The sequence below is a fragment of the Yersinia vastinensis genome, from assembly GCF_902726565.1.
Classification (GTDB): domain Bacteria; phylum Pseudomonadota; class Gammaproteobacteria; order Enterobacterales; family Enterobacteriaceae; genus Yersinia; species Yersinia vastinensis.
Genome location: NZ_CACVAF010000003.1, coordinates 64,390 through 83,957 on the forward strand (window position 1 = coordinate 64,390; position 19,568 = coordinate 83,957).

Here is a 19,568-nt window from a genome sequence, read left to right on the forward strand (position 1 = left end):
TATGAGTTCAGATACACCCATCAATGTTGGCTTACTGTACTCCTTCAGTGGCGTGACTGCGGCACAAGAACTGTCGCAATGGCGCGGGGCGACACAAGCCATTGCTGAAATTAACCAACATGGTGGCGTCAACGGTAGGTTACTGAATGCTATCCATTTTGATCCACAATCTGACGACACTCTGTTTCGTGCACTGGCAGAGCAATTGATTGTAGAACATGAAGTCAATGTGATTTTTGGTGGCTACACCTCAAGTAGCCGCAAAGCCATGTCACCGATAGTAGAAAAATATCGACGATTGCTGTTCTATTCACAACTGTATGAAGGTTTTGAGTTTTCGGAGAACATTTTCTATGGGGGGGCTGCCCCCAACCAAAACTGCGTGCAGTTGGCCGACTATCTCACTGGTCAGTTTGGTGCGCGGGTATATCTCATTGGTTCTCGCTACATTTATCCATACGAATGTAATCGCAATATGCAGGAGCTGATTCTGCAACGCCACGATGGCGCAGTGATTGGCGAGCGCTATCTTGACCTGAATGCACCTTATGAAGCTTTCCTCCCCATCATTGAGGAGATCGCGAAAAAGCAGCCAGACTTTATTTTCAGTACCGTGGTCGGGCAAACCGTGCCCTTTTTATATCAAGCTTATCAAGCTGCAGGCTTAGATCCCGCCCGTATGCCGATTGGCAGCCTGAATACATCAGAAACTGAAATTGCCATTATGGGAGCAGAAGTGGCGCAGGGCCATTTCAGTTCAGCGCCCTATTTCCAAAGCATTGCCAGCAAAACGAATCAGTCGGCACTCAAGCAATTCCACCAACAATTTGGGTCGGAATTCACCACGGATATGAATTGGGAGGCCACTTACAGCCAAGTGCATTTGTTTGCTAAAGCTATGGCTGAATGCGGCAGTGACCACATTTATCCACTGTCCGCTGCCCTGCGTGGCAGCCAGTTTGATGCGCCACAAGGCCGTATTCGTATCGACCCACTGAATCAGCATACCGGGTTATATCCACGCATAGGTATGGCCAATGAACGGGGGCAATTTACCATCGTGCAGGAGTCACGCCGTATCGTCGAACCCGACCCTTACATGACGAATCAGATACAGGGTGATTGGGTTACCAAACTCACGACAGTGGGGTATCCACATGCGACCTAGCGATAGCCGAATCAGTGCGACGGCACTGTTACTCAGCCGGGGGATCCGCTGCGTAGTGCTACACCCCGATGATGAAGACGGTGAAACCCTCACGAATCATTTACGCCGCATGGGCTTTAAAGTTCAGGCTTTCTGGCCGATCCCCGAACAACTGCCCGCAGATACTGACCTGATTTTCTATGCATTACAGTCAGATAACCCCGAGCCAGATGTGTCTTGGCTCGACCACCATAAGCATGCCCTGATAGCCGTGATTGCTTATGAGAACCCGACATTTATTGATCAGGCCCTCAACATGGGGGCCGGTAGCACTATCACCACACCCATTAGAGCCTCCGGTTTGCTATCAGCCATGGTGCTTGCTTTGCATCATGCCCAACAGCAGCGGCAGATGAGCGCCCAAATTGAGCGGCTGGAAAAAAAAGTCCTGGGTATCCGCCAGGTCAGTGAAGCCAAAGCCATTCTAATGCGGATGCACAATATTGGCGAAGAGCAGGCCTATGAGATCTTGCGCCACCAGGCGATGGATAAACGCATTACCGTCGAAGAAATTTCATGTGCATTGATTCAGGCCAATGACATTTTTTCTTGGACAACGCCAACAGTGGCCAATAGCCGGAAAAGCTGAATTTTGATTGCCCAGAACGCGTCGAGCATAACATTCATTATTTGTGAGGATAATCATGTCAATAGCCCCCTATCTTGCCGCCGCAGTCCAGTTTGAACCCTTGATGTTTGCCAAAGAAGCCAATGTGCGTCAGTTATTGACCTTAGTTGAGCAGGCAGCACAAAAAGGAGCGCGCCTGATTACAACACCAGAAATGGCCACAACGGGTTACTGCTGGTTTGACCGGCAAGAAATCGCGCCTATGGTAGAAACGGTCCCCGGTGACAGTACTGCACGTTTTGCTGAACTGGCGCAACGGTATCAATGTTATATCGTGTTGGGGATGCCAGAAGTCGACCCGCAAACGGCTCTCTATTACAACAGTGCCGTATTAATCGGGCCACAGGGTGTGATTGGCTGCCATCGTAAAAGTCATCCTTATATCTCGGAACCCAAATGGGCTGCTGCTGGTGATGTCGGACATCAGGTTTTTGATACCCCACTGGGGCGTATTGGCATGCTGGTTTGTATGGATATTCACTTCCCCGAAACTGCTCGCTTACTGGCGCTGAATGGCGTAGATGTCATTTGTCACATCAGCAACTGGCTGGCCGAGCGTACGCCCGCCCCTTACTGGATCAGCCGGGCAATGGAAAATGGCTGTTACCTCTTGGAAAGTAACCGCTGGGGGCTAGAGCGAGGTGTCCAATTTAGTGGCGGCAGTTGCATTATTGAACCTGATGGCAACATTGCTGCCGTCGTCGATGACGGGAATGGCGTGGCCTATGCCGAGATTGATATCAGTCGTAGCCGACAACGTCAGGTGCTGGGGGAGCCAGTATTTGGGCAACGCCGACCTGATTATTATCATTCACTCTTGAGCGACAGTTTTTTATGGAATCCCCAAGATTTCTTTGGGCTTTACGGGCAACAACCATTACCGCCGGGCAAGCAGAGCCGTGTGACTGTCGCGCAATTCTCCTCCACTGAGCGAGTGGAAGAGAATCTGGCAATCATAACGACCATGACAGAAGAAGCCGTTCTTCAGCAGGGTAGTGAATTTATCGTGTTCCCTGAATTAGCCCTGACCGGTTATCTCGCGGGTGCGACTCATGCCCAAACACTGGAAAGCCCTGCCATACAGGCATTAACCCGTCTGGCCATAAAATTACGGGTGTATCTGGTGGTAGGCATGGCTGAGAAACAGCAGGATAAAAACTATCACACTCAAGTTCTGTTTGGTCCGGAGGGTATCATTGGCCGCTATCGGCAAATACATCTCTCCCAAGCACAACAGCGGTGGGCCAGCGCAGGGGAGCAATGGGGAGTGTTTGATACGGCACTGGGCCGAGTGGGTCTACTGTCCGGTCATGATGCTTTGCTGCCAGAATCAGCACGCATTCTGGCACTGATGGGATGCGATATTATTGCCTGTTCTGCTGCGCTTCCTATGGGGTTTACTGCGGCACATCAGGGCAGTGCTGTTATGCAAAATTACCCCATTCCTACAGGAGCCGACCCGCTTCATTGGCACCTATTCAGAACCCGTGCGGGGGAAAATAATCTGTATCTGGCCTTTGCCAATGCTGTCGATAGCACTCATGAGCTGGGTGGATACAGCGGCATATTCGGGCCAGAAACCTTCACCTTCCCACGACAAGAGCAGTTGCTATGGCAAGACACACAAACAGTGACGCAAACCATTGATACCCGCTCTCTGATAGGCAGCCCTTATCCCACGAATGTGGTTCGCCGTAAAGATCTGGTCACCATGCGCCAACCTCATCACTACAAACCACTCCTGAATTAACCTCCATCATCTGATAACTCCCGGCCAAATAGGGCTGGGGTTATCTATAGCACGGCACTTCTGCACATATGTGCAAAACCAACCATATCGCGCAAAATAAAAATGTGATCGAAATCCAAAATCTGTCCAGAATAAAGTGGGCTGACACAAAAATCCTTTTTCTATTTATTTAATAAAAATCAAATCATTAAAGATTTGTGCACATTTGTGCGATATCTGAAGTTAATTACAACGAGGAGATTAGATGATTATTGCAATATAACGATAGGATTCATTATTTCGTACTTTTGACTTAAAAAATAGAAAGTGATTATATCAAGTCATAGATAACTTAGTGATATTTGCACAAATGTGCAAGAGGTTGAAATGGAAAAGAACGATGATCTACGCCTGATGGTGAAAATTGCACAAATGTATTACGAGCAAAATTTCACACAAGCAGAAATAGCGCGGGCGCTGGGAATTTACCGTACCAGTATCAGCCGAATGCTAAAAAAAGTACGTGAGCAAGGTATTGTCACTATTTCAATCAACTACAACTACAACGAGAATTTGTTGCTGGAACAACAGTTGAAGTCGCGCTTTAAATTACGCGAAGCAATTGTGGTCTCGTCAGAACAAGACTCATCGCCTGAACATCAATTGATATTAATGGCTAAACAATGCGGCGCGCTGCTTAATCGAATTATTGAGAATGGCGATATTCTGGGCTTCTCTTGGGGCAGTGCTATTGCCGCACTGGTTGAGCAAATGGACACGTCTGCGGTATCGCGTCAACTGACCTGCATCCCCATGGTGGGTGGCCCATCTGGAAAATTAGAAAGCCGCTTTCATGTCAATACACTGGTCTACAGTGCAGCCATGAAATTAAAAGGTGAGTCGCTGCTGATCGATTTTCCGGCCATTCTGGAAGAGAGCGTCATCCGTGATGGTATCGTACAATCTCAGCATTATCAGGCCATTGCAGACTATTGGCAGCGGCTGGACATTGCCATTTTCGGTATTGGTTCACCGAATATTTCGGGCAATTCTACCTGGCGAGCTTTTTACGGCAGTGATGTGATTGACCACTTTAATGACCGACAAGTGGCTGGCGACATCTGCTCACGCTTTTATGATTTGCAGGGCAATCCGGTTGAAACCTATATCTCGGATAAAACTATTACGATTCAACTAGACAAAATAAAAAAGGCTCGCTATTCCATTGGTATTGCTCACTCCCACGAAAAAATCAGCGGGATCATTGGGGCCATCAAAGGAAAATATATTAATAGTTTGGTAACAACAAAAGAAACCGCCGAGGAGATACTTAAAATAACGGCATAAATCCTACGTCAAGATCGATGAATAGATAAAATATGGGAGAAATTATTTTAATAAAAAAACAATTCCCCCCTGATATTAAATGAAAGTTTACATATTCACATTTTTCAATGTGTGGCTGAGTATTATCCAAATTTAAATAGACAGGGAATATGGTAACTGGAGGCAAAATGGTTAATGTTATTTTTTGTGCTCACGGTGATTTGGCCGTTTCAATGCTGAACTCCGTTAATATGGTGTATGGCGAAACACAAAATATTACCCCGTTATTATTTAACCGGGGTGAGAATGCCGAGAATCTGGTGGAGAAAATGCAAAATGTCATGGCAAAAAGTAAAAATGACACTTGGCTAATTGCCGTAGATTTACAAGGTGGTAGTCCTTATAACGCCGCAGCACGCTTGGCGTTCGGTGACAATCATATTCAGGTCATCAGCGGGTTATCACTACCACTGGCACTGGAAATTGCCGATAACCAACAAACCATGACGGTGGATGAACTCGCGGACCATTTACTCGACATTGGCACACAGTGCGTACAGTCATTCCGTCATCAACCGTGCAGTGAAGAAGAGGCCGACTTTATATGAAAATCAATCTGGCAAGAATTGACGACCGGCTGATTCATGGTCAGGTCACCACAGTATGGGCAAAAGAGGCGAAAGCCGGGCGTATTATTATCTGTAGCGACGAAGTCTATAACGATGAAATTCGCAAAACATTATTAAAACAAGCCGCACCGCCGGGAATTAAAGTGAATGTTGTTAATATCGAGAAGGCGGTGGCTGTTTATCACAACCCTAATTATGCCAATGACACCGTGTTTTATTTATTTACCAACCCTACTGATGTTTTACGACTGGTAGAGCAAGGCGTAAAAATCAATGTTATTAATATTGGCGGCATGGCATTTAAACAAGGAAAAACACAATTAACCAAAGCAGTTTCGGTTGATCAGAATGATATTAATGCTTTTTATGCATTAGGTGAACGTGGCGTTCATTTAGATTTACGGGTGGTCACTTCCGATCCACAAGTGGATGTGATTAAAAAATTACGCGAGCTGGAATCTAAATAACGATACCTAACTTGATAAATAAATAATAACCCAAGCTTTATTAAACATTTAAATCCGATTACTTAATCTGGACAAAAAGCCGTTTTTATCTCGAATAACTCGAGAGGCTCTCTATTGTCCAAAGGGGTCCACCATGGAAATAAGTTTAGTACAGATAATCTTGATATTTATTTTCGCCTGTATTGCCGGTATTGGCAGTGTGCTAGATGAGTTCCAAACTCATCGGCCGTTAATTGCCTGTACCATCACCGGCCTCATTCTTGGTGATATGACCACTGGCGTTATTCTTGGCGGTACGCTGGAGTTAATCGCTTTGGGCTGGATGAACGTGGGAGCGGCACAATCCCCCGACTCCGCACTCGCCAGTATTATTTCGACTATTCTGGTCATTGTCGGCCATCAAAATATTGCGACAGGGATTGCCATTGCCCTCCCCGTCGCGGCTGCGGGTCAAGTACTGACCGTCTTTGCCCGCACTATCACCGTCGTTTTCCAACATGCAGCAGATAAGTACGCAGAAAAAGCCAATTTTGCCATGATCGATTTAATGCATGTCTCGGCATTACTGGTCCAGGCCTTGCGTGTCGCCATACCGGTATTGATTGTCTCCATTTTTGTCAGCGCCGATACCGTCAGCCATATGCTCAGTGCCATTCCTACCGTTGTCACCCATGGGTTGCAAATTGCCGGTGGATTTATCGTGGTGGTGGGTTACGCCATGGTGCTCAACATGATGGGCGTGAAGTACCTGATGCCTTTCTTCTTCCTCGGTTTTATTGTCGGGGGCTACCTCGGTTTCAGCCTGCTCGCCTTCGGCGGCATCGGCCTGATTATTGCTCTGCTGTATATCCAGTTAAACCCACTTTATCAGAAACCAGCGGCCCCAGTTGTGCAGGCCAGCCAAGCCAAACTCGATGAATTAGAAGATTAGGAGACGCCGATATGACCACATTAAACAAACAATTAACCCGGTCTGATCTGTTTAAAATGTTTTTACGCAGTAACTTACAGCAGGCTTCTTTTAACTATGAACGCATCCACGGTCTGGGCTTCTGTTATGACATGGTGCCCGCAATCAAGCGCTTATATCCGCTGAAAGAAGATCAAATTGCCGCCTTAAAACGTCACCTCGTGTTCTTCAATACTACCCCGGCGGTCTGCGGCCCTGTCATCGGTGTTACAGCCGCAATGGAAGAGGCTCGTGCTAATGGCGCGGATATCGATGAAGGCGCGATCAATAGCCTGAAAGTTGGGTTGATGGGGCCATTGGCTGGGGTCGGTGACCCACTGATTTGGGGAACTCTGCGCCCAATCACCGCCGCCTTGGGTGCATCACTCGCACTGAATGGCAATGTGCTGGGGCCAATTCTGTTCTTCCTGTCATTTAACTCCGTCCGTCTGGCACTGAAATGGTTTGGCCTGCAATACGGCTTCGTCAAGGGGATCAATATCGTCAAAGATCTCGGCGGCAACTTACTGCAAAAACTGACTGAGGGTGCCTCAATTCTGGGCTTGTTTATCATGGGGGTTTTGGTCACCAAGTGGACCAGCATCAACGTGCCGCTAGTGATATCGAAAACACCGGGCCACGACGGCGCAACAGTGACCATGACGGTGCAAAACATACTTGATCAACTTTGCCCCGGTCTGCTGGCTCTCGCACTGACTCTGTTAATGATGCGTTTACTCAAACGAAAAATTAATCCTATTTGGCTCATCTTCTCCCTGTTTGGCCTCGGAATTGTAGGCGCCTGGCTTGGCATTCTGGCTTGATTAATGCCCGGGGATTTTTATTCGACCTGCTGTTTTTATATTTATCAAAAATTGAGGTGGTTCCACATGAAAACAAAAGCACTACGTTTATATGGCAAAAATGATCTTCGCCTAGAAAGTTTTACCTTACCGGAAATCGGCGACGATGAAATACTGGCCACCGTCGTCACTGACAGTATTTGCCTCTCTTCGTGGAAAGAAGCCAATCTAGGTGCCGACCATAAAAAGGTACCCGATAACGTAGCGGAAAATCCGATTATTATTGGTCATGAATTTTGCGGTGATATTCTGCAAGTCGGTAAGAAATGGCAGCACAAATTCAAACCCGGTAGCCGTTATGTCATTCAGGCTAATTTGCAATTACCTGACCGCCCTGACTGCCCTGGATATTCCTTCCCTTATGTCGGGGGAGAAGCGACCCACGTCGTTATCCCTAATGAAGTGATGGAGCAAGATTGTCTGCTGCCTTATCAAGGCGAAAGCTATTTCGAAGGGTCGCTGGTCGAACCGCTGTCTTGTGTTATCGGCGCGTTTAATGCCAACTACCATCTGGTTCCCGGCACTTATCAGCATAAAATGGGGATTAAACCCAGTGGTAAGGTGTTAATTCTTGGTGGCACTGGCCCGATGGGATTATTGGCCATTGATTACGCTCTGCACGGCCCCATTAATCCGGCCTTATTAGTCATAACCGACCGTCACCAGCAAAAACTGGATTATGCTGCACGCCTTTATCCGAGCGAGCCACAAACTCAAGTACATTATCTCAATACCCAACAAACTGACGATCAATTCGAACGTTTATTGGCACTGACCGAGGGTAAAGGTTATGACGATATCTTTGTTTTCGTACCTTCAGCAGAATTAGTGACCCTAGCTTCCAGCTTACTAGCGCCGGATGGCTGCTTTAATTTCTTTGCTGGACCGCAGGATAAGAATTTTATGGCATCGGTTAATTTCTACGATATCCATTATTCCTTTACCCATTATGTCGGTACTTCTGGAGGGAATACTGATGACATGCGAGAAGCGGTGAAGTTAATTGAAGAAAAGAAAGTCAATGCCGGGAAAGTGGTTTCCCATATTTTGGGACTCAATGATGCGGCGGAAACCACATTGAACTTACCGAAAATCATTGGAGGTAAAAAGTTGGTTTATACCGGAAAAAATATACCGCTGACATCATTAAGTGAACTAATGAGCCAGCCACAAGATTTGCCGTTATTACAGGAACTGCAAACCATTTTGCATAAAACTGACGGGCTATGGTCGAAAGAAGCTGAAGATTTTGTTTTAGCCCACGCTCAAGAGATTTAACGATTCACAACACAAATAACTCGATGGCCCTCGCCAGCGAAGATGCCCATCTCGCTGGCGATTTTATGACTAAGTCCCCATAAGGTATTCATCGCTGTTGGCATCGCACAAAAATTCACAAGTCTGTGTGAAAGGTTATTTTCATCAGACTTAAGCATTTATTATTATTTTCAATGTGTTAAATAAAACTCCTCTTTTTTCCCCGTTATAAAGTTTGTGATATCAGTCATCTCAATGTTAAGCACAAAACCTAACAATAGTGTCAATTAAATACGCTTTTGCAGGAGTGGTTGAGATGTCTATCCAACTTGGCGTGATTGCCGATGATTTTACCGGTGCTACCGATATCGCCAGTTTCATGTCTGATAATGGCTGGAAAGTGATACAAATTATCGGCGAGCCATCAAACGACATGGCATGCCCGACAGATGTTGATGCGGTAGTTATCTCATTGAAAAGTCGTTCTATTCCGGCTGAAATGGCGGTAAAACAGTCGCTAGCCTGCTTACAGTGGTTAAAAGAAACAGCGCAAGCACGGCAGATTTATTTTAAATATTGCTCCACATTTGACTCCACGCCAGAGGGGAATATCGGCCAAGTCAGTGATGCACTCATGTCAGCCTGTGGTGTACAACAAATCGTGCATTGCCCTGCTCTGCCACAGAATTTGCGCACGGTTATTCATGCTCATCTGTTTGTGAATGGTCGGCTACTGAATCAATCTGGAATGGAAAACCATCCGATTAACCCAATGCACGAGGCTGATTTATGCCGCGTACTGGCACCACAGGTCACAGGCCATGTCGGTTCACTTAATCTGGCGGTCATCCAACAAGGGGGGCCGGCGATCACTCAGCAACTCACCGCGCTGGCTCAACAGGGAGTGAATCATGTTATCGCTGACACACTGACTGCCTGCGATTTAGATTCTTTGGCTCACGCATTAGCAGGCCAGCCTCTACTTGCTGGTGGTTCGGGGCTGGCAGGTGCATTGGCAAAATATTTCCCTTCACAAACTACCGCCGCTGCACGCACCCTGACCTTCCCTACGCAGAAAAAAGCGGTGGTACTTTCCGGCAGTTGCTCTGTCATGACCAACCGTCAGGTCGCACATTACCGCCAACATGCCGCACATTTGTCGCTGGACGTTGAACGTTGCATTTCGGCGGACTCGGCATACATCCAGCAGATTGCCGATTGGGTTGAACAACATCTTGCTGATCGTTTCGCACCCTTGGTTTCTGCCACTCAACCTCCCGCTGAAATCTCGGCGATTCAACAACACTATGGCGAGCAGCGTGCCAGTCTGGCCGTTGAGGAGACCTTTGCGCAGCTTACTCGTCAGTTGCTGGTGCGTGGTGTCAATATTTTCATCGTGGCAGGCGGCGAAACGTCTGGCACCGTCGTAAAACAGCTCGATGTGAAAACATTAGAGATTGGTAAATCAATTGCACCCGGAGTGCCATGGGTGCGAGATGCACAACATGGGCTGATGATGGCGCTTAAATCCGGCAACTTTGGTAATGAAGACTTTTTCCGTCTGGCGCAGGAGTATTTCGCATGAACACGATGCCACTATCTGAACAACAACTGCGTGATGATTTGGTGAACTATGGCCGCTCACTGTTTCAGCGCGGATTGAGCAGCGGCGGATCGGGCAATATCAGTGCGAAGTTACCTGACGGCGGCTTTTTGGTAACCCCGACTAACTCTTGCCTTGGCGAACTTAACAGCCAGACATTAAGCAAATTGGATGCCGAAGGCCACTATCTCAGCGGTGATAAACCGTCGAAAGAGGTGCCTATGCACTTGGCGATGTATCGTGTGCGGCCACATTGTGGCGCGGTGGTGCACCTTCATTCACCTTATCTGACGGCACTGTCCTGCTTGACGGATATTGACCAGACGAATTGTTTGCCATCAATTACTCCATACTATGTTATGCGCATCGGTCAGCTTCCGTTGCTGCCTTATATGAAACCGGGCGATCCGGCTATCGCGACCGCATTGGCAGAATCTGCGCTGAACCATAACGCCGCGCTATTGGCCAATCACGGCCCGGTAGTCAGCGGCTCCACCCTGCGCGAAGCGGTCTTTAATGCCGAAGAACTTGAAGATACGGCCCGGCTGTATTTTCTATTGAAACCCTATGCCTACACTCAATTGAGCGCATCAGATATTGATGAACTACGTCAGGTGTATCGCAACAAAATTGGATAAACGCCATGATCCCTGAACAGCGTCGTGATTTTATCTATCGCTATGTACATGAACAGAATGTCGTGTCTTTTAAAGATCTCGCCGACATCATGAATGTATCGCATATGACCGTGCGCAGAGATATTCAGATGCTGGAAGCCGAAGGCAAGGTGGTGGCAATTAATGGCGGCGTCAAGCTGAACAACATGCTGAAACTTGAGTTGGCCTACAGCGAAAAAGCGTCGCTCAATCATGGGCTAAAACAGAATATCGGTGCGCTGGCCGCAATGCTTATCGAGCCGGGGCAGACGCTGTATTTGGATGCCGGCACAACACTGTTTGAGGTGGCAAAAGCCATCGCTGCCAGCAACTGTTTTAATCTGACGGTCGTGACCAATGACTTCACCATCAGTAGCTATTTAATGGATATGCCGCACATCACGTTATATCACACGGGAGGACTGGTCGATCGCCGTAACCGCTCATGTCTGGGCAACAGCGCGGCTAATTTCTTTAATGCTATCAACATTGATGTTGCGTTTCTCAGCAGCAGTTCATGGGAATTGGAGCGAGGAATGTCGACACCAAGCGAAGGTAAAGCGATGGTCAAGGCAGCGGTTATGCGCGCATCCCGGCGCACCATATTGGTATCCGATAGCAGTAAATATGGTAAGTACGGCATGTTCCATATCTGCAACCTACAACAGTTGAGTGACATCATTTCTGATGTGCATCTACCGTCTGAGGCACAGCAACAGATTGGCGAACTCGGGGTGAAGTTACATCTGGTTAACGAAGAGGTGAGAAAATCATGCTCAAATTCGCAGCCAACCTGAGCTGGCTATTTAACGAAGTCCCACTGATTGAACGGTTCGGTCAAGCCGCTGCCGCTGGGTTTCAGGGTATAGAGTGCCTATTCCCCTACCATGAGCCGATTGATAGCTTAATCAGCGCGCAACAAAATAGTGGGCTGCCGGTGGTCTTGATCAACGCCCCTCCGGGATATTGGGAGCAAGGTGAACGGGGGTTAGCCTCACTGCCGGAGCGAGAGGACGAGTTCAGACAAAGCCTACAGCAGGCGCGAGAATATGCTCTGGCATTAGGGTGTCAACAGATACACATAATGGCAGGAAATAGAAATAACGCTATATCCAAAGAACAACAATACGAAATTTTAATAAAAAGACTGTGTTATGCAGCAGATTATTTATTAGCGGACAACATCAGGGTCCTCATCGAACCATTAAATAGTGAAGATATGCCTGATTATTTTATTTCAACATTTACACTGGCAGAACAGTTAATTAAAGACTGTCACAAAGAAAATATCTTTCTTCAATTTGATATTTATCACTGTCAGAAAATCCAAGGGAATATTACACGTACTTTGCAGCACTATTGGCCATTAATTTCACATTTACAAATCGCTTCGGTGCCTAATAGACATGAACCCGACGGCGGTGAAATAAATTACCCATGGTTGTTTAATTATCTGGCGTCACATGGTTATTCAGGGTGGATTGGTTGTGAATATCAACCAAAGACTACCACGTCAGAAGGATTAGATTGGTTTACTCATTATAAAACAATTAATTAATAACCTACACCCAAAGTATCTCTGTATGGCGGGTCATATTTAGGAATTAAATTATGTCTAATCACGTTATTATTTCGCTAGCACCAGTAGCAGCAGACTCGACCCGAGTAGAACCCGCTGAGGTGGCACAGGATATTTTAGCTTGTGCTGAGGCCGGTGCTGCGGTCGTTCATCTTCATGTTCGCGACAAGCTGGGCAAACTCACCCCAGATGTCACTGACTTTGCCGCCACCATCGCACCGGTTCTCAGCCAGACCGAGATGATAGTTCAAGCCTCTACCGGTGGTGTCTCTACAATGAACATTGAGCAACGTTGCACCCCACTACAGTGTAAAGGGGTTGGCATGGCCTCGCTCAACGTCGGATCGGTGAATCTAGGTGACCATGTTTATCTCAATCCAACACCCGACGTAGAGTATTGCTCACGCTTAATTGTTGAAAAGAATATTATCCCTGAATTTGAAGTCTTTGAAATAGGGATGATTAATAACATTATTCTCCTTCAGGAAAAAATAAAATTCAAACAACCTCTCCTCTTTAATATTGTATTAGGACATAGAGGATCAACACCCGCAACCATCGATGCTTTAATCGCTATGCGACAATTTATTCCCCGCAATGCACTGTGGGCAATTACCCATTTTGGCCGTCGCGACTTTTCCTTAATTGCCGCAGCAGTCGGCATGGGGGCATCAGAAGTCAGAATTGGTTTTGAAGACAGTCGATATATTAATGCCACTGATACCGTGGAATCTAATCTGCCACTGGTGAAAAAGTTGGCCAACATTATCACTAGCATGGATAAACAGGTCGCTACACCTGAGCAAGCCAGGAAAATGCTCAATATCGATATTAATAATCGTTAATTTAATTATCTGTTTACCCAGCGATACCCAAAATAATTCGAGTTTCAGGAAGGTAGCAAGTGAGATAGTTCCGATGAGCTTACTGTAGTAAGTGATTTGGGTTATTGAGCACAGCCAACGCACATGCAACTTGAAGTATGGCGAGTATATTTAATTCGTCGCATTCTGATGATGTGACAAGTGAGGTTTATTATGGCTATCAGTTCGTCTGTCTATAAAGCCGGATTACTGGTTTCTGCATTAGGCGTTATTATTTCTCTTGCAGGGATGGTGATGCAATCCACGGGTTTATGGCATCCTGGATTAGTAATTTTTATTACTGGTTTTGCGATTGGCGCCGGGCACTGGCCGGGGTTACGCAGTTATCAATTCACCTTGTGGATCATTGCCGGTTTTGTCGCGGCAATGATTTACTCCAAAGATCTGATTATCTGGGGCGGTTTCAACATCACCCATAAATGGATCGTCTTTTTAGTGATTCAGGCCACCATGTTTAGTATGGGAACCAAACTCACCATCAAAGACTTTGCTGATGTGGCAAAAATGCCATGGGCCGTGTTCGTCGGCACCTTTTGTCACTTCTTAATCATGCCACTGCTCGGCTATGCACTGACGCAAATCTTCAGTTTCCCGCCGGAAGTCGCAGTTGGCATTATTTTGATAGGTTCATGTTCCAGCGGCCTGTCATCGACGGTGATGGTCTATATCGCCAATGCCAATCTGGCGCTGGCAATCTCAGTGACTGCCGTCTCAACACTGGTCGCCACCGTCATGACGCCATTGTGGGTCAATATTCTGGCCGGTTCGTTAATTGAAGTGAAATTGCTGTCGATGGTCATGGATGTCATCAAAATTGTGATGATCCCAATAGGCGCAGCCATTCTGCACGATTACCTGAAAACCTATGCAGGTCAACAAGGTAGGCGCGTCGTGCAAACCATTGCCGCGGGCTGTGCGATATGGCTGCTGTTTATGATCTTTGGTGGCTGGGATCGCTTGTTCGAAACCGCATCAGCCGATACACAGATGCTGGCAGTTGTCGCTAATTTCTTCGCCGGCGGCATCATCTGGAGTCTGTTCTACAACTGGCTAACCACCAAATCCGACAAGGTTCTGCTGGCGATGCCAAAAATTTCCATGATGGGCATTATCTTCTTTACCACTACAGCCGCCGCTGCTGGGCGCGATAATCTGATGCAAGTCGGCATTTTACTCTGTGTCGCGATGCTAATTCATAACTGTGGTGGATTCCTGATCGGTTACTGCATGAGCCGCTGGGTATTCCGTCTGGATATCGAATCATCACGCACTATCGCTTTTGAGGTTGGTTTACAAAATGGTGGCATGGCGTCAGGGCTAGCTGCGGCAATGGGCAAACTGGCGACGGTCGGGCTGGCATCGGCTGTTATGACGCCGCTGGGCAACGTCACCGGATCACTACTAGCCAACTACTGGCGTAGAAAAGACCTAACGGACCAGCGCACTCGAACCGGCACGACTAAACCTGACTCATCACTTTCTGAAACTCACTCTGCATAAGGAGGCCGTATGCTAACGCAACTCACCTTGGATACCGCGCAACAGGCTGTCAACCATGCACTGGCGCTGGCAAAAAATGACTATGACAACCGGCCGCTAAGTGTCGCGGTTTGTGATCAACAGGGATTTTTACTGGCATTTGCCCGGATGGATAGCGCAAAGTTACTGACTATCGAACTGACGCAACGTAAGGCCTATACCAGTAGCCGGCTTGGTGCAACCACCGAGGTTTTTTTGCAACGACTGCAAAACGAGCAGTTGGATATCGGTTATTTCGGCGATGATCGCTTTACCGCCCTGCCCGGAGGTATCCCATTGCTGAATGCCAATAAACAGTGCGTCGGGGCAGTCGCTGTGGGGGGATTATCCGCCAAAGAAGATCATGAAGCGGCCATCAAAGTCGCCCAGTTTATGCATGAATTAGCGTAACCTTTTACCCGCAGAACAATCTGTGAAGGATAACAAAATGAAAAAAATTGCTCTATTTCACACCAGCGCTGCCACGCTTGGCATGATGCAAACGCTGATTGCCGACCATATGCCACAGGCTGAAGTGATGCACATCATTGAAGATTCGATGATTAAGCAGGTCATGAAGCACGGCGGTGTGAGTCCTGAAATCAGCGCTCGCATTGCCGGTTACATTAATAATGCCGAGAAAGCGGGCTGCGAGATTTTTATGACCGCCTGTTCGTCAATTGGCGGCGCGGTGGAGCAATGCCAGTTTATGACGCCACTCAAGCTTACACGCATTGATTCTGCGATGGTCGATGAAGCGATTGCGCTTGGTGGACGGATTTCGGTGCTCGCCACCGTTGCCACAACACTGGAGCCGACGCTGGAATTCGTACGTCGTAAAGCGGCGGCGGCCGGTAAAAATTTGGATATTGTCCCCATGCTGATGCCAGAGGCATTCATCGCCCTGCTGGATGGCGACAACGCCACTCATGATCGTATCGTTGCCGAAGGGTTACAAAAAGCTCTCGCCAATAGCGACGTGGTGATGTTGGCACAAGCATCAATGGCCAGAGTGCTGACCACTTTGCCAACACCGCCATCCATCCCGGTACTGACTTCACCAGAACGCGGTATCCTCTGGCTAAAACAGCTCGCCGAAGCGGTATAATCTGATCAGGTATCCATGACTAACAGCGGAGAATATTTCTCCGCTGTATACATTAAGGCAACTATTCGCTCGCTGGCAGATGTTTGGCCGTCGACGCATCGGTGGTCGTATCATTCTCCACTGCATTCAGCAGCACATCCAATAAACCAGGGAAACGGGCATCAATATCATCGCGCCGCAGCGATAACAAACTCTCTCGTCCACAAGGCCGCTGCCAGATAACACCACTTTCACGCAGCACACGCCAATGATGGGTCAGGGTAGATTTAGATAAACCGTGCACCAGCGTGCCACATGCGTGTTCTCCTCCCGCTGCCAGCCTACGCACCACAGCCAACCGCAGTGGATTACCTAAAGCCGTCAGCACATTTTCCAAACGGATCTGCTCACGCTCAGGGTGATTTGCAATCATAGTGTTCCTATTGATAAATGACCATCGACAACCCGACGGCCTGATTTGGCCACATCCACTGGCCCTTCGCGGGCGGCAATATAGCCTATACTCTCTGTCAGCCCTACTGATAATTCGAGCCTCAGGGTAAACCCTCTCTCCATTGCTCTTCGCTATTATTGCACAGTTTCAGAACAAATAATTAAATTGTACGTGTATATTCGAACAATAGGACTATACTGATCGCGATTACCTGACTATCAACAGCAAGGCAAAACATAAACCAACAACTTCCCGGCAGGGTATCAAATTGCCTGCCCCGAAATTGCCATCATCTATTAAGGACTTAATATGGCACGCAAAACTCCTATCGAGCGCTATCGCAACATCGGTATCTCAGCCCACATCGACGCCGGAAAAACCACCACTACCGAGCGTATTCTGTTCTACACCGGCGTCAGTCATAAGCTGGGTGAAGTGCATGATGGCGGCGCGACAACTGACTGGATGGCACAGGAGCAGGAACGTGGCATTACCATTACATCGGCTGCCGTGACCTGTTTCTGGAAAGGTATGGACAGAACTTTACCAGAGCACCGAATCAACATTATCGATACCCCAGGACATGTGGATTTCACCATTGAGGTGGAACGTTCCATGCGGGTACTTGACGGTGCAGTCATGGTGTATGACGCTGTCGGTGGCGTACAGCCGCAATCAGAAACCGTGTGGCGCCAAGCCAATAAATACCGTGTACCCCGGCTGGCATTCGTCAATAAAATGGACCGCCCTGGTGCTGATTTCTTCCGCGTGCGGCAGATGATGATTGATCGCCTGAAAGCCAATCCGGTACCCATTGTGATTCCAATTGGCAGTGAAGATCACTTCACCGGTGTGGTGGATTTGCGGCTGATGCGCGCCATTATCTGGGATGAGGCCTCTCAGGGGATGACTTTCAGCTACGAGCCAATCCCAGAGAATCTGATTGCGACAGCCAATGAGTGGCGCGAAAAAATGGTCTCCGAGGCGGCTGAAGCTTCAGAAGCACTGATGACAGAATATTTGGAAACTGGCGACCTGACAGTGGATGAAATCACCCAAGGTTTGCGTATCCGTACTATTGCCGGTGAAATCCAGCCAATGATGTGCGGCAGTGCTTTCAAAAACAAAGGTGTACAGCGCATGTTGGATGCCGTGGTTGAACTGATGCCATCACCCGTGGATATTCCACCGGTTACGGGCACAGATGAAGACGGCAACGAAGTGAGCCGCAAGGCCGATGATAATGAAAAGTTCTCGGCGCTGGCCTTCAAATTGATGACCGACCCCTATGTTGGTCAACTCACTTTCGTGCGCGTCTATTCCGGAGTACTGAGCAAAGGTGACAGTGTTTATAACCCGATTCGCGGCAAGAAAGAGCGCATTGGCCGTATCGTCCAAATGCACGCAAATAACCGGATTGAAGTGGATGAAATTCGTGCCGGCGATATCGCCGCCTGTGTAGGGCTGAAAGATGTCACCACCGGGGAGACATTGTGTGATCCGAATGCGGTCATTACGCTGGTGCGCATGGAATTCCCTGAACCGGTGATTTCACAAGCCATTGAGCCGAAGACCAAAGCCGACCAGGAGAAAATGGGGATCGCGCTACAACGCTTGGCATCGGAGGATCCGTCGTTTCGTATTCGTACTGACGAAGAGTCCGGCCAGACGATTATCTCCGGCATGGGCGAATTGCATCTGGAGATCATTGTTGACCGTATGAAACGTGAGTTTGGTGTGGAAGCCAATATCGGTAAACCACAAGTAACGTACCGCGAAACTGTGCGCAAAACCGTGACCGATGTTGAAGGTAAATTTGTCCGCCAATCTGGTGGCAAAGGGCAATATGGTCACGTGGTCTTTACCCTTGAACCACAGGAGCCGGGCAGCGGCGTAGCTTTTGTCGATGCCACTAAAGGCGGCGTAGTACCCCGTGAATTTATCGGAGCGGTAGAAAAAGGTGTGCTCGAGGCCAGCAATACCGGGGTTCTGGCGGGTTATCCCGTAGTGGATGTAAAAGTCACGTTGACGTTCGGTTCCTACCACGAAGTGGATTCATCCGAACTGGCGTTTAAAATGGCTGCCATCTTTGGTTTCAAAGAAGCCGCCAAACGCGCATCTCCGGTGATTTTGGAGCCGGTAATGAGTGTGGAAGTGGAAACGCCTGAAGAGTATGCCGGGAACGTAATGGGTGATCTTTCTTCTCGCCGAGGTATGGTGCAGGGCATGGAGGAGATGGTTGGCGGTGGGAAGATTATTCGAGCAGAAGTACCGTTATCTGAAATGTTCGGCTACTCAACCGTATTGCGTTCCATGTCACAGGGCCGCGCGACCTATACAATGGAATTCAAGCACTACGCTGAAGCACCACGTAATGTGGCCGATGCTATTATCGCCGCTCGGGGCAGTAAAAGTTAAGCTGCGATAGTCAAAAAACAAAAGCTGCCGGTTATTTTTAGCCGGCAGCTTTTTTTATGCCAGCGTGATCACTTTTTTACAAAAAAGGCCGCCTATATTTGTGATGCGAACATCATTTCATGATAAATATTTGTCGCCCCTGTCTAATTTTTATTCTATTTGTTTTCCACGCCAAATACAGTTGATTATTTAATTAACTGATTTATAAGTAATTTATTCTTTTGTTTATTTTAACCTCTCTCAGTCACTGAATTCTATCCATGTGATACCCCTCACGTTCTTAATATTCAAACGTGACCTTAGTCTCAAGTTTT

Annotated in this window: 19 protein-coding genes; 18 read left to right on the top strand and 1 reads right to left on the bottom strand. The window is 47.7% G+C overall.

The genetic code is table 11. The features are described 5' to 3' along the window. Window position 1: 1 nt before the first annotated feature. The 17 genes from HUZ92_RS05155 to HUZ92_RS05235 all read left to right on the top strand — a co-directional run bounded on the left by HUZ92_RS05155 (window position 2) and on the right by HUZ92_RS05235 (window position 16,403). Window positions 2-1,168, top strand: a complete 1,167-nt coding sequence (locus HUZ92_RS05155) for a transporter substrate-binding domain-containing protein (RefSeq protein ID WP_145580066.1) — start codon at window positions 2-4, stop codon at window positions 1,166-1,168. Continuing rightward, window positions 1,158-1,796 (top strand): ANTAR domain-containing response regulator, encoded by a 639-nt coding sequence (locus HUZ92_RS05160; protein WP_050100236.1) that lies wholly within the window; start codon window positions 1,158-1,160, stop codon window positions 1,794-1,796. Before HUZ92_RS05155 ends, HUZ92_RS05160 begins: the two co-directional genes overlap by 11 nt. A gap of 55 nt (window positions 1,797-1,851) precedes the next feature. Further along, window positions 1,852-3,585, top strand: coding sequence for a nitrilase-related carbon-nitrogen hydrolase (locus tag HUZ92_RS05165; RefSeq protein WP_050295853.1), 1,734 nt, complete (start codon window positions 1,852-1,854; stop codon window positions 3,583-3,585). Window positions 3,586-3,951: 366 nt separating this feature from the next. Next, window positions 3,952-4,911, top strand: coding sequence for a sugar-binding transcriptional regulator (locus tag HUZ92_RS05170; RefSeq protein WP_050100239.1), 960 nt, complete (start codon window positions 3,952-3,954; stop codon window positions 4,909-4,911). Window positions 4,912-5,078: 167 nt separating this feature from the next. Beyond that, window positions 5,079-5,498 (top strand): mannose/fructose/sorbose PTS transporter subunit IIA, encoded by a 420-nt coding sequence (locus HUZ92_RS05175; RefSeq protein ID WP_145580065.1) that lies wholly within the window; start codon window positions 5,079-5,081, stop codon window positions 5,496-5,498. Beyond that, window positions 5,495-5,986, top strand: coding sequence for a mannose/fructose/sorbose PTS transporter subunit IIB (locus tag HUZ92_RS05180; RefSeq protein WP_050140550.1), 492 nt, complete (start codon window positions 5,495-5,497; stop codon window positions 5,984-5,986). Before HUZ92_RS05175 ends, HUZ92_RS05180 begins: the two co-directional genes overlap by 4 nt. A 133-nt stretch (window positions 5,987-6,119) precedes the next feature. Next, a complete protein-coding gene (locus HUZ92_RS05185) occupies window positions 6,120-6,917 on the top strand; it encodes a PTS mannose/fructose/sorbose transporter subunit IIC (protein ID WP_050100245.1) in 798 nt (265 codons plus the stop codon). An 11-nt stretch (window positions 6,918-6,928) separates the two neighbouring features. Further along, the gene (locus HUZ92_RS05190) at window positions 6,929-7,759 is read left to right on the top strand and encodes a PTS system mannose/fructose/sorbose family transporter subunit IID (protein ID WP_050100246.1); all 831 of its coding nucleotides are present in this window, start codon (window positions 6,929-6,931) and stop codon (window positions 7,757-7,759) included. 66 nt (window positions 7,760-7,825) lie between these two features. Beyond that, window positions 7,826-9,076 carry a zinc-binding dehydrogenase gene (locus tag HUZ92_RS05195; RefSeq protein WP_050100248.1) on the top strand — a complete coding sequence of 417 codons (1,251 nt, stop codon included), beginning with the start codon at window positions 7,826-7,828 and terminating at the stop codon, window positions 9,074-9,076. A gap of 295 nt (window positions 9,077-9,371) precedes the next feature. After that, the gene (gene otnK, locus HUZ92_RS05200) at window positions 9,372-10,640 is read left to right on the top strand and encodes a 3-oxo-tetronate kinase (RefSeq protein ID WP_050100249.1); all 1,269 of its coding nucleotides are present in this window, start codon (window positions 9,372-9,374) and stop codon (window positions 10,638-10,640) included. 5 nt (window positions 10,641-10,645) lie between these two features. Then, the gene (otnC, locus tag HUZ92_RS05205; protein ID WP_404705056.1) at window positions 10,646-11,296 is read left to right on the top strand and encodes a 3-oxo-tetronate 4-phosphate decarboxylase; all 651 of its coding nucleotides are present in this window, start codon (window positions 10,646-10,648) and stop codon (window positions 11,294-11,296) included. 5 nt (window positions 11,297-11,301) lie between these two features. Next, window positions 11,302-12,111 (top strand): DeoR/GlpR family DNA-binding transcription regulator, encoded by an 810-nt coding sequence (locus HUZ92_RS05210; RefSeq protein ID WP_050100253.1) that lies wholly within the window; start codon window positions 11,302-11,304, stop codon window positions 12,109-12,111. Next, window positions 12,087-12,872 (top strand): 2-oxo-tetronate isomerase, encoded by a 786-nt coding sequence (gene otnI / locus HUZ92_RS05215; protein ID WP_050295855.1) that lies wholly within the window; start codon window positions 12,087-12,089, stop codon window positions 12,870-12,872. The genes HUZ92_RS05210 and otnI overlap by 25 nt, the downstream gene beginning before the upstream one ends. A gap of 53 nt (window positions 12,873-12,925) precedes the next feature. Then, window positions 12,926-13,738, top strand: a complete 813-nt coding sequence (locus tag HUZ92_RS05220) for a beta-keto acid cleavage family enzyme (RefSeq protein WP_145580064.1) — start codon at window positions 12,926-12,928, stop codon at window positions 13,736-13,738. Window positions 13,739-13,930: 192 nt separating this feature from the next. Continuing rightward, window positions 13,931-15,277: a bile acid:sodium symporter family protein gene (locus HUZ92_RS05225; RefSeq protein WP_050140538.1), complete on the top strand. Its 1,347-nt coding sequence runs from the start codon at window positions 13,931-13,933 to the stop codon at window positions 15,275-15,277. 9 nt (window positions 15,278-15,286) lie between these two features. Next, window positions 15,287-15,706 carry a GlcG/HbpS family heme-binding protein gene (locus HUZ92_RS05230; protein ID WP_050100259.1) on the top strand — a complete coding sequence of 140 codons (420 nt, stop codon included), beginning with the start codon at window positions 15,287-15,289 and terminating at the stop codon, window positions 15,704-15,706. A 37-nt stretch (window positions 15,707-15,743) separates the two neighbouring features. Then, window positions 15,744-16,403, top strand: a complete 660-nt coding sequence (locus tag HUZ92_RS05235) for an aspartate/glutamate racemase family protein (RefSeq protein WP_050100260.1) — start codon at window positions 15,744-15,746, stop codon at window positions 16,401-16,403. Between the two features lie 61 nt (window positions 16,404-16,464). Here HUZ92_RS05235 and HUZ92_RS05240 read toward each other — a convergent pair whose 3' ends face one another. Further along, complete coding sequence (locus HUZ92_RS05240; protein ID WP_050140534.1) at window positions 16,465-16,815, bottom strand: ArsR/SmtB family transcription factor; 351 nt, start codon at window positions 16,813-16,815, stop codon at window positions 16,465-16,467. Between the two features lie 330 nt (window positions 16,816-17,145). Here HUZ92_RS05240 and fusA point away from each other — a divergent pair, with 330 nt between their 5' ends. Then, complete coding sequence (gene fusA / locus HUZ92_RS05245) at window positions 17,146-19,254, top strand: elongation factor G (RefSeq protein ID WP_050100264.1); 2,109 nt, start codon at window positions 17,146-17,148, stop codon at window positions 19,252-19,254. Window positions 19,255-19,568: the final 314 nt, after the last annotated feature.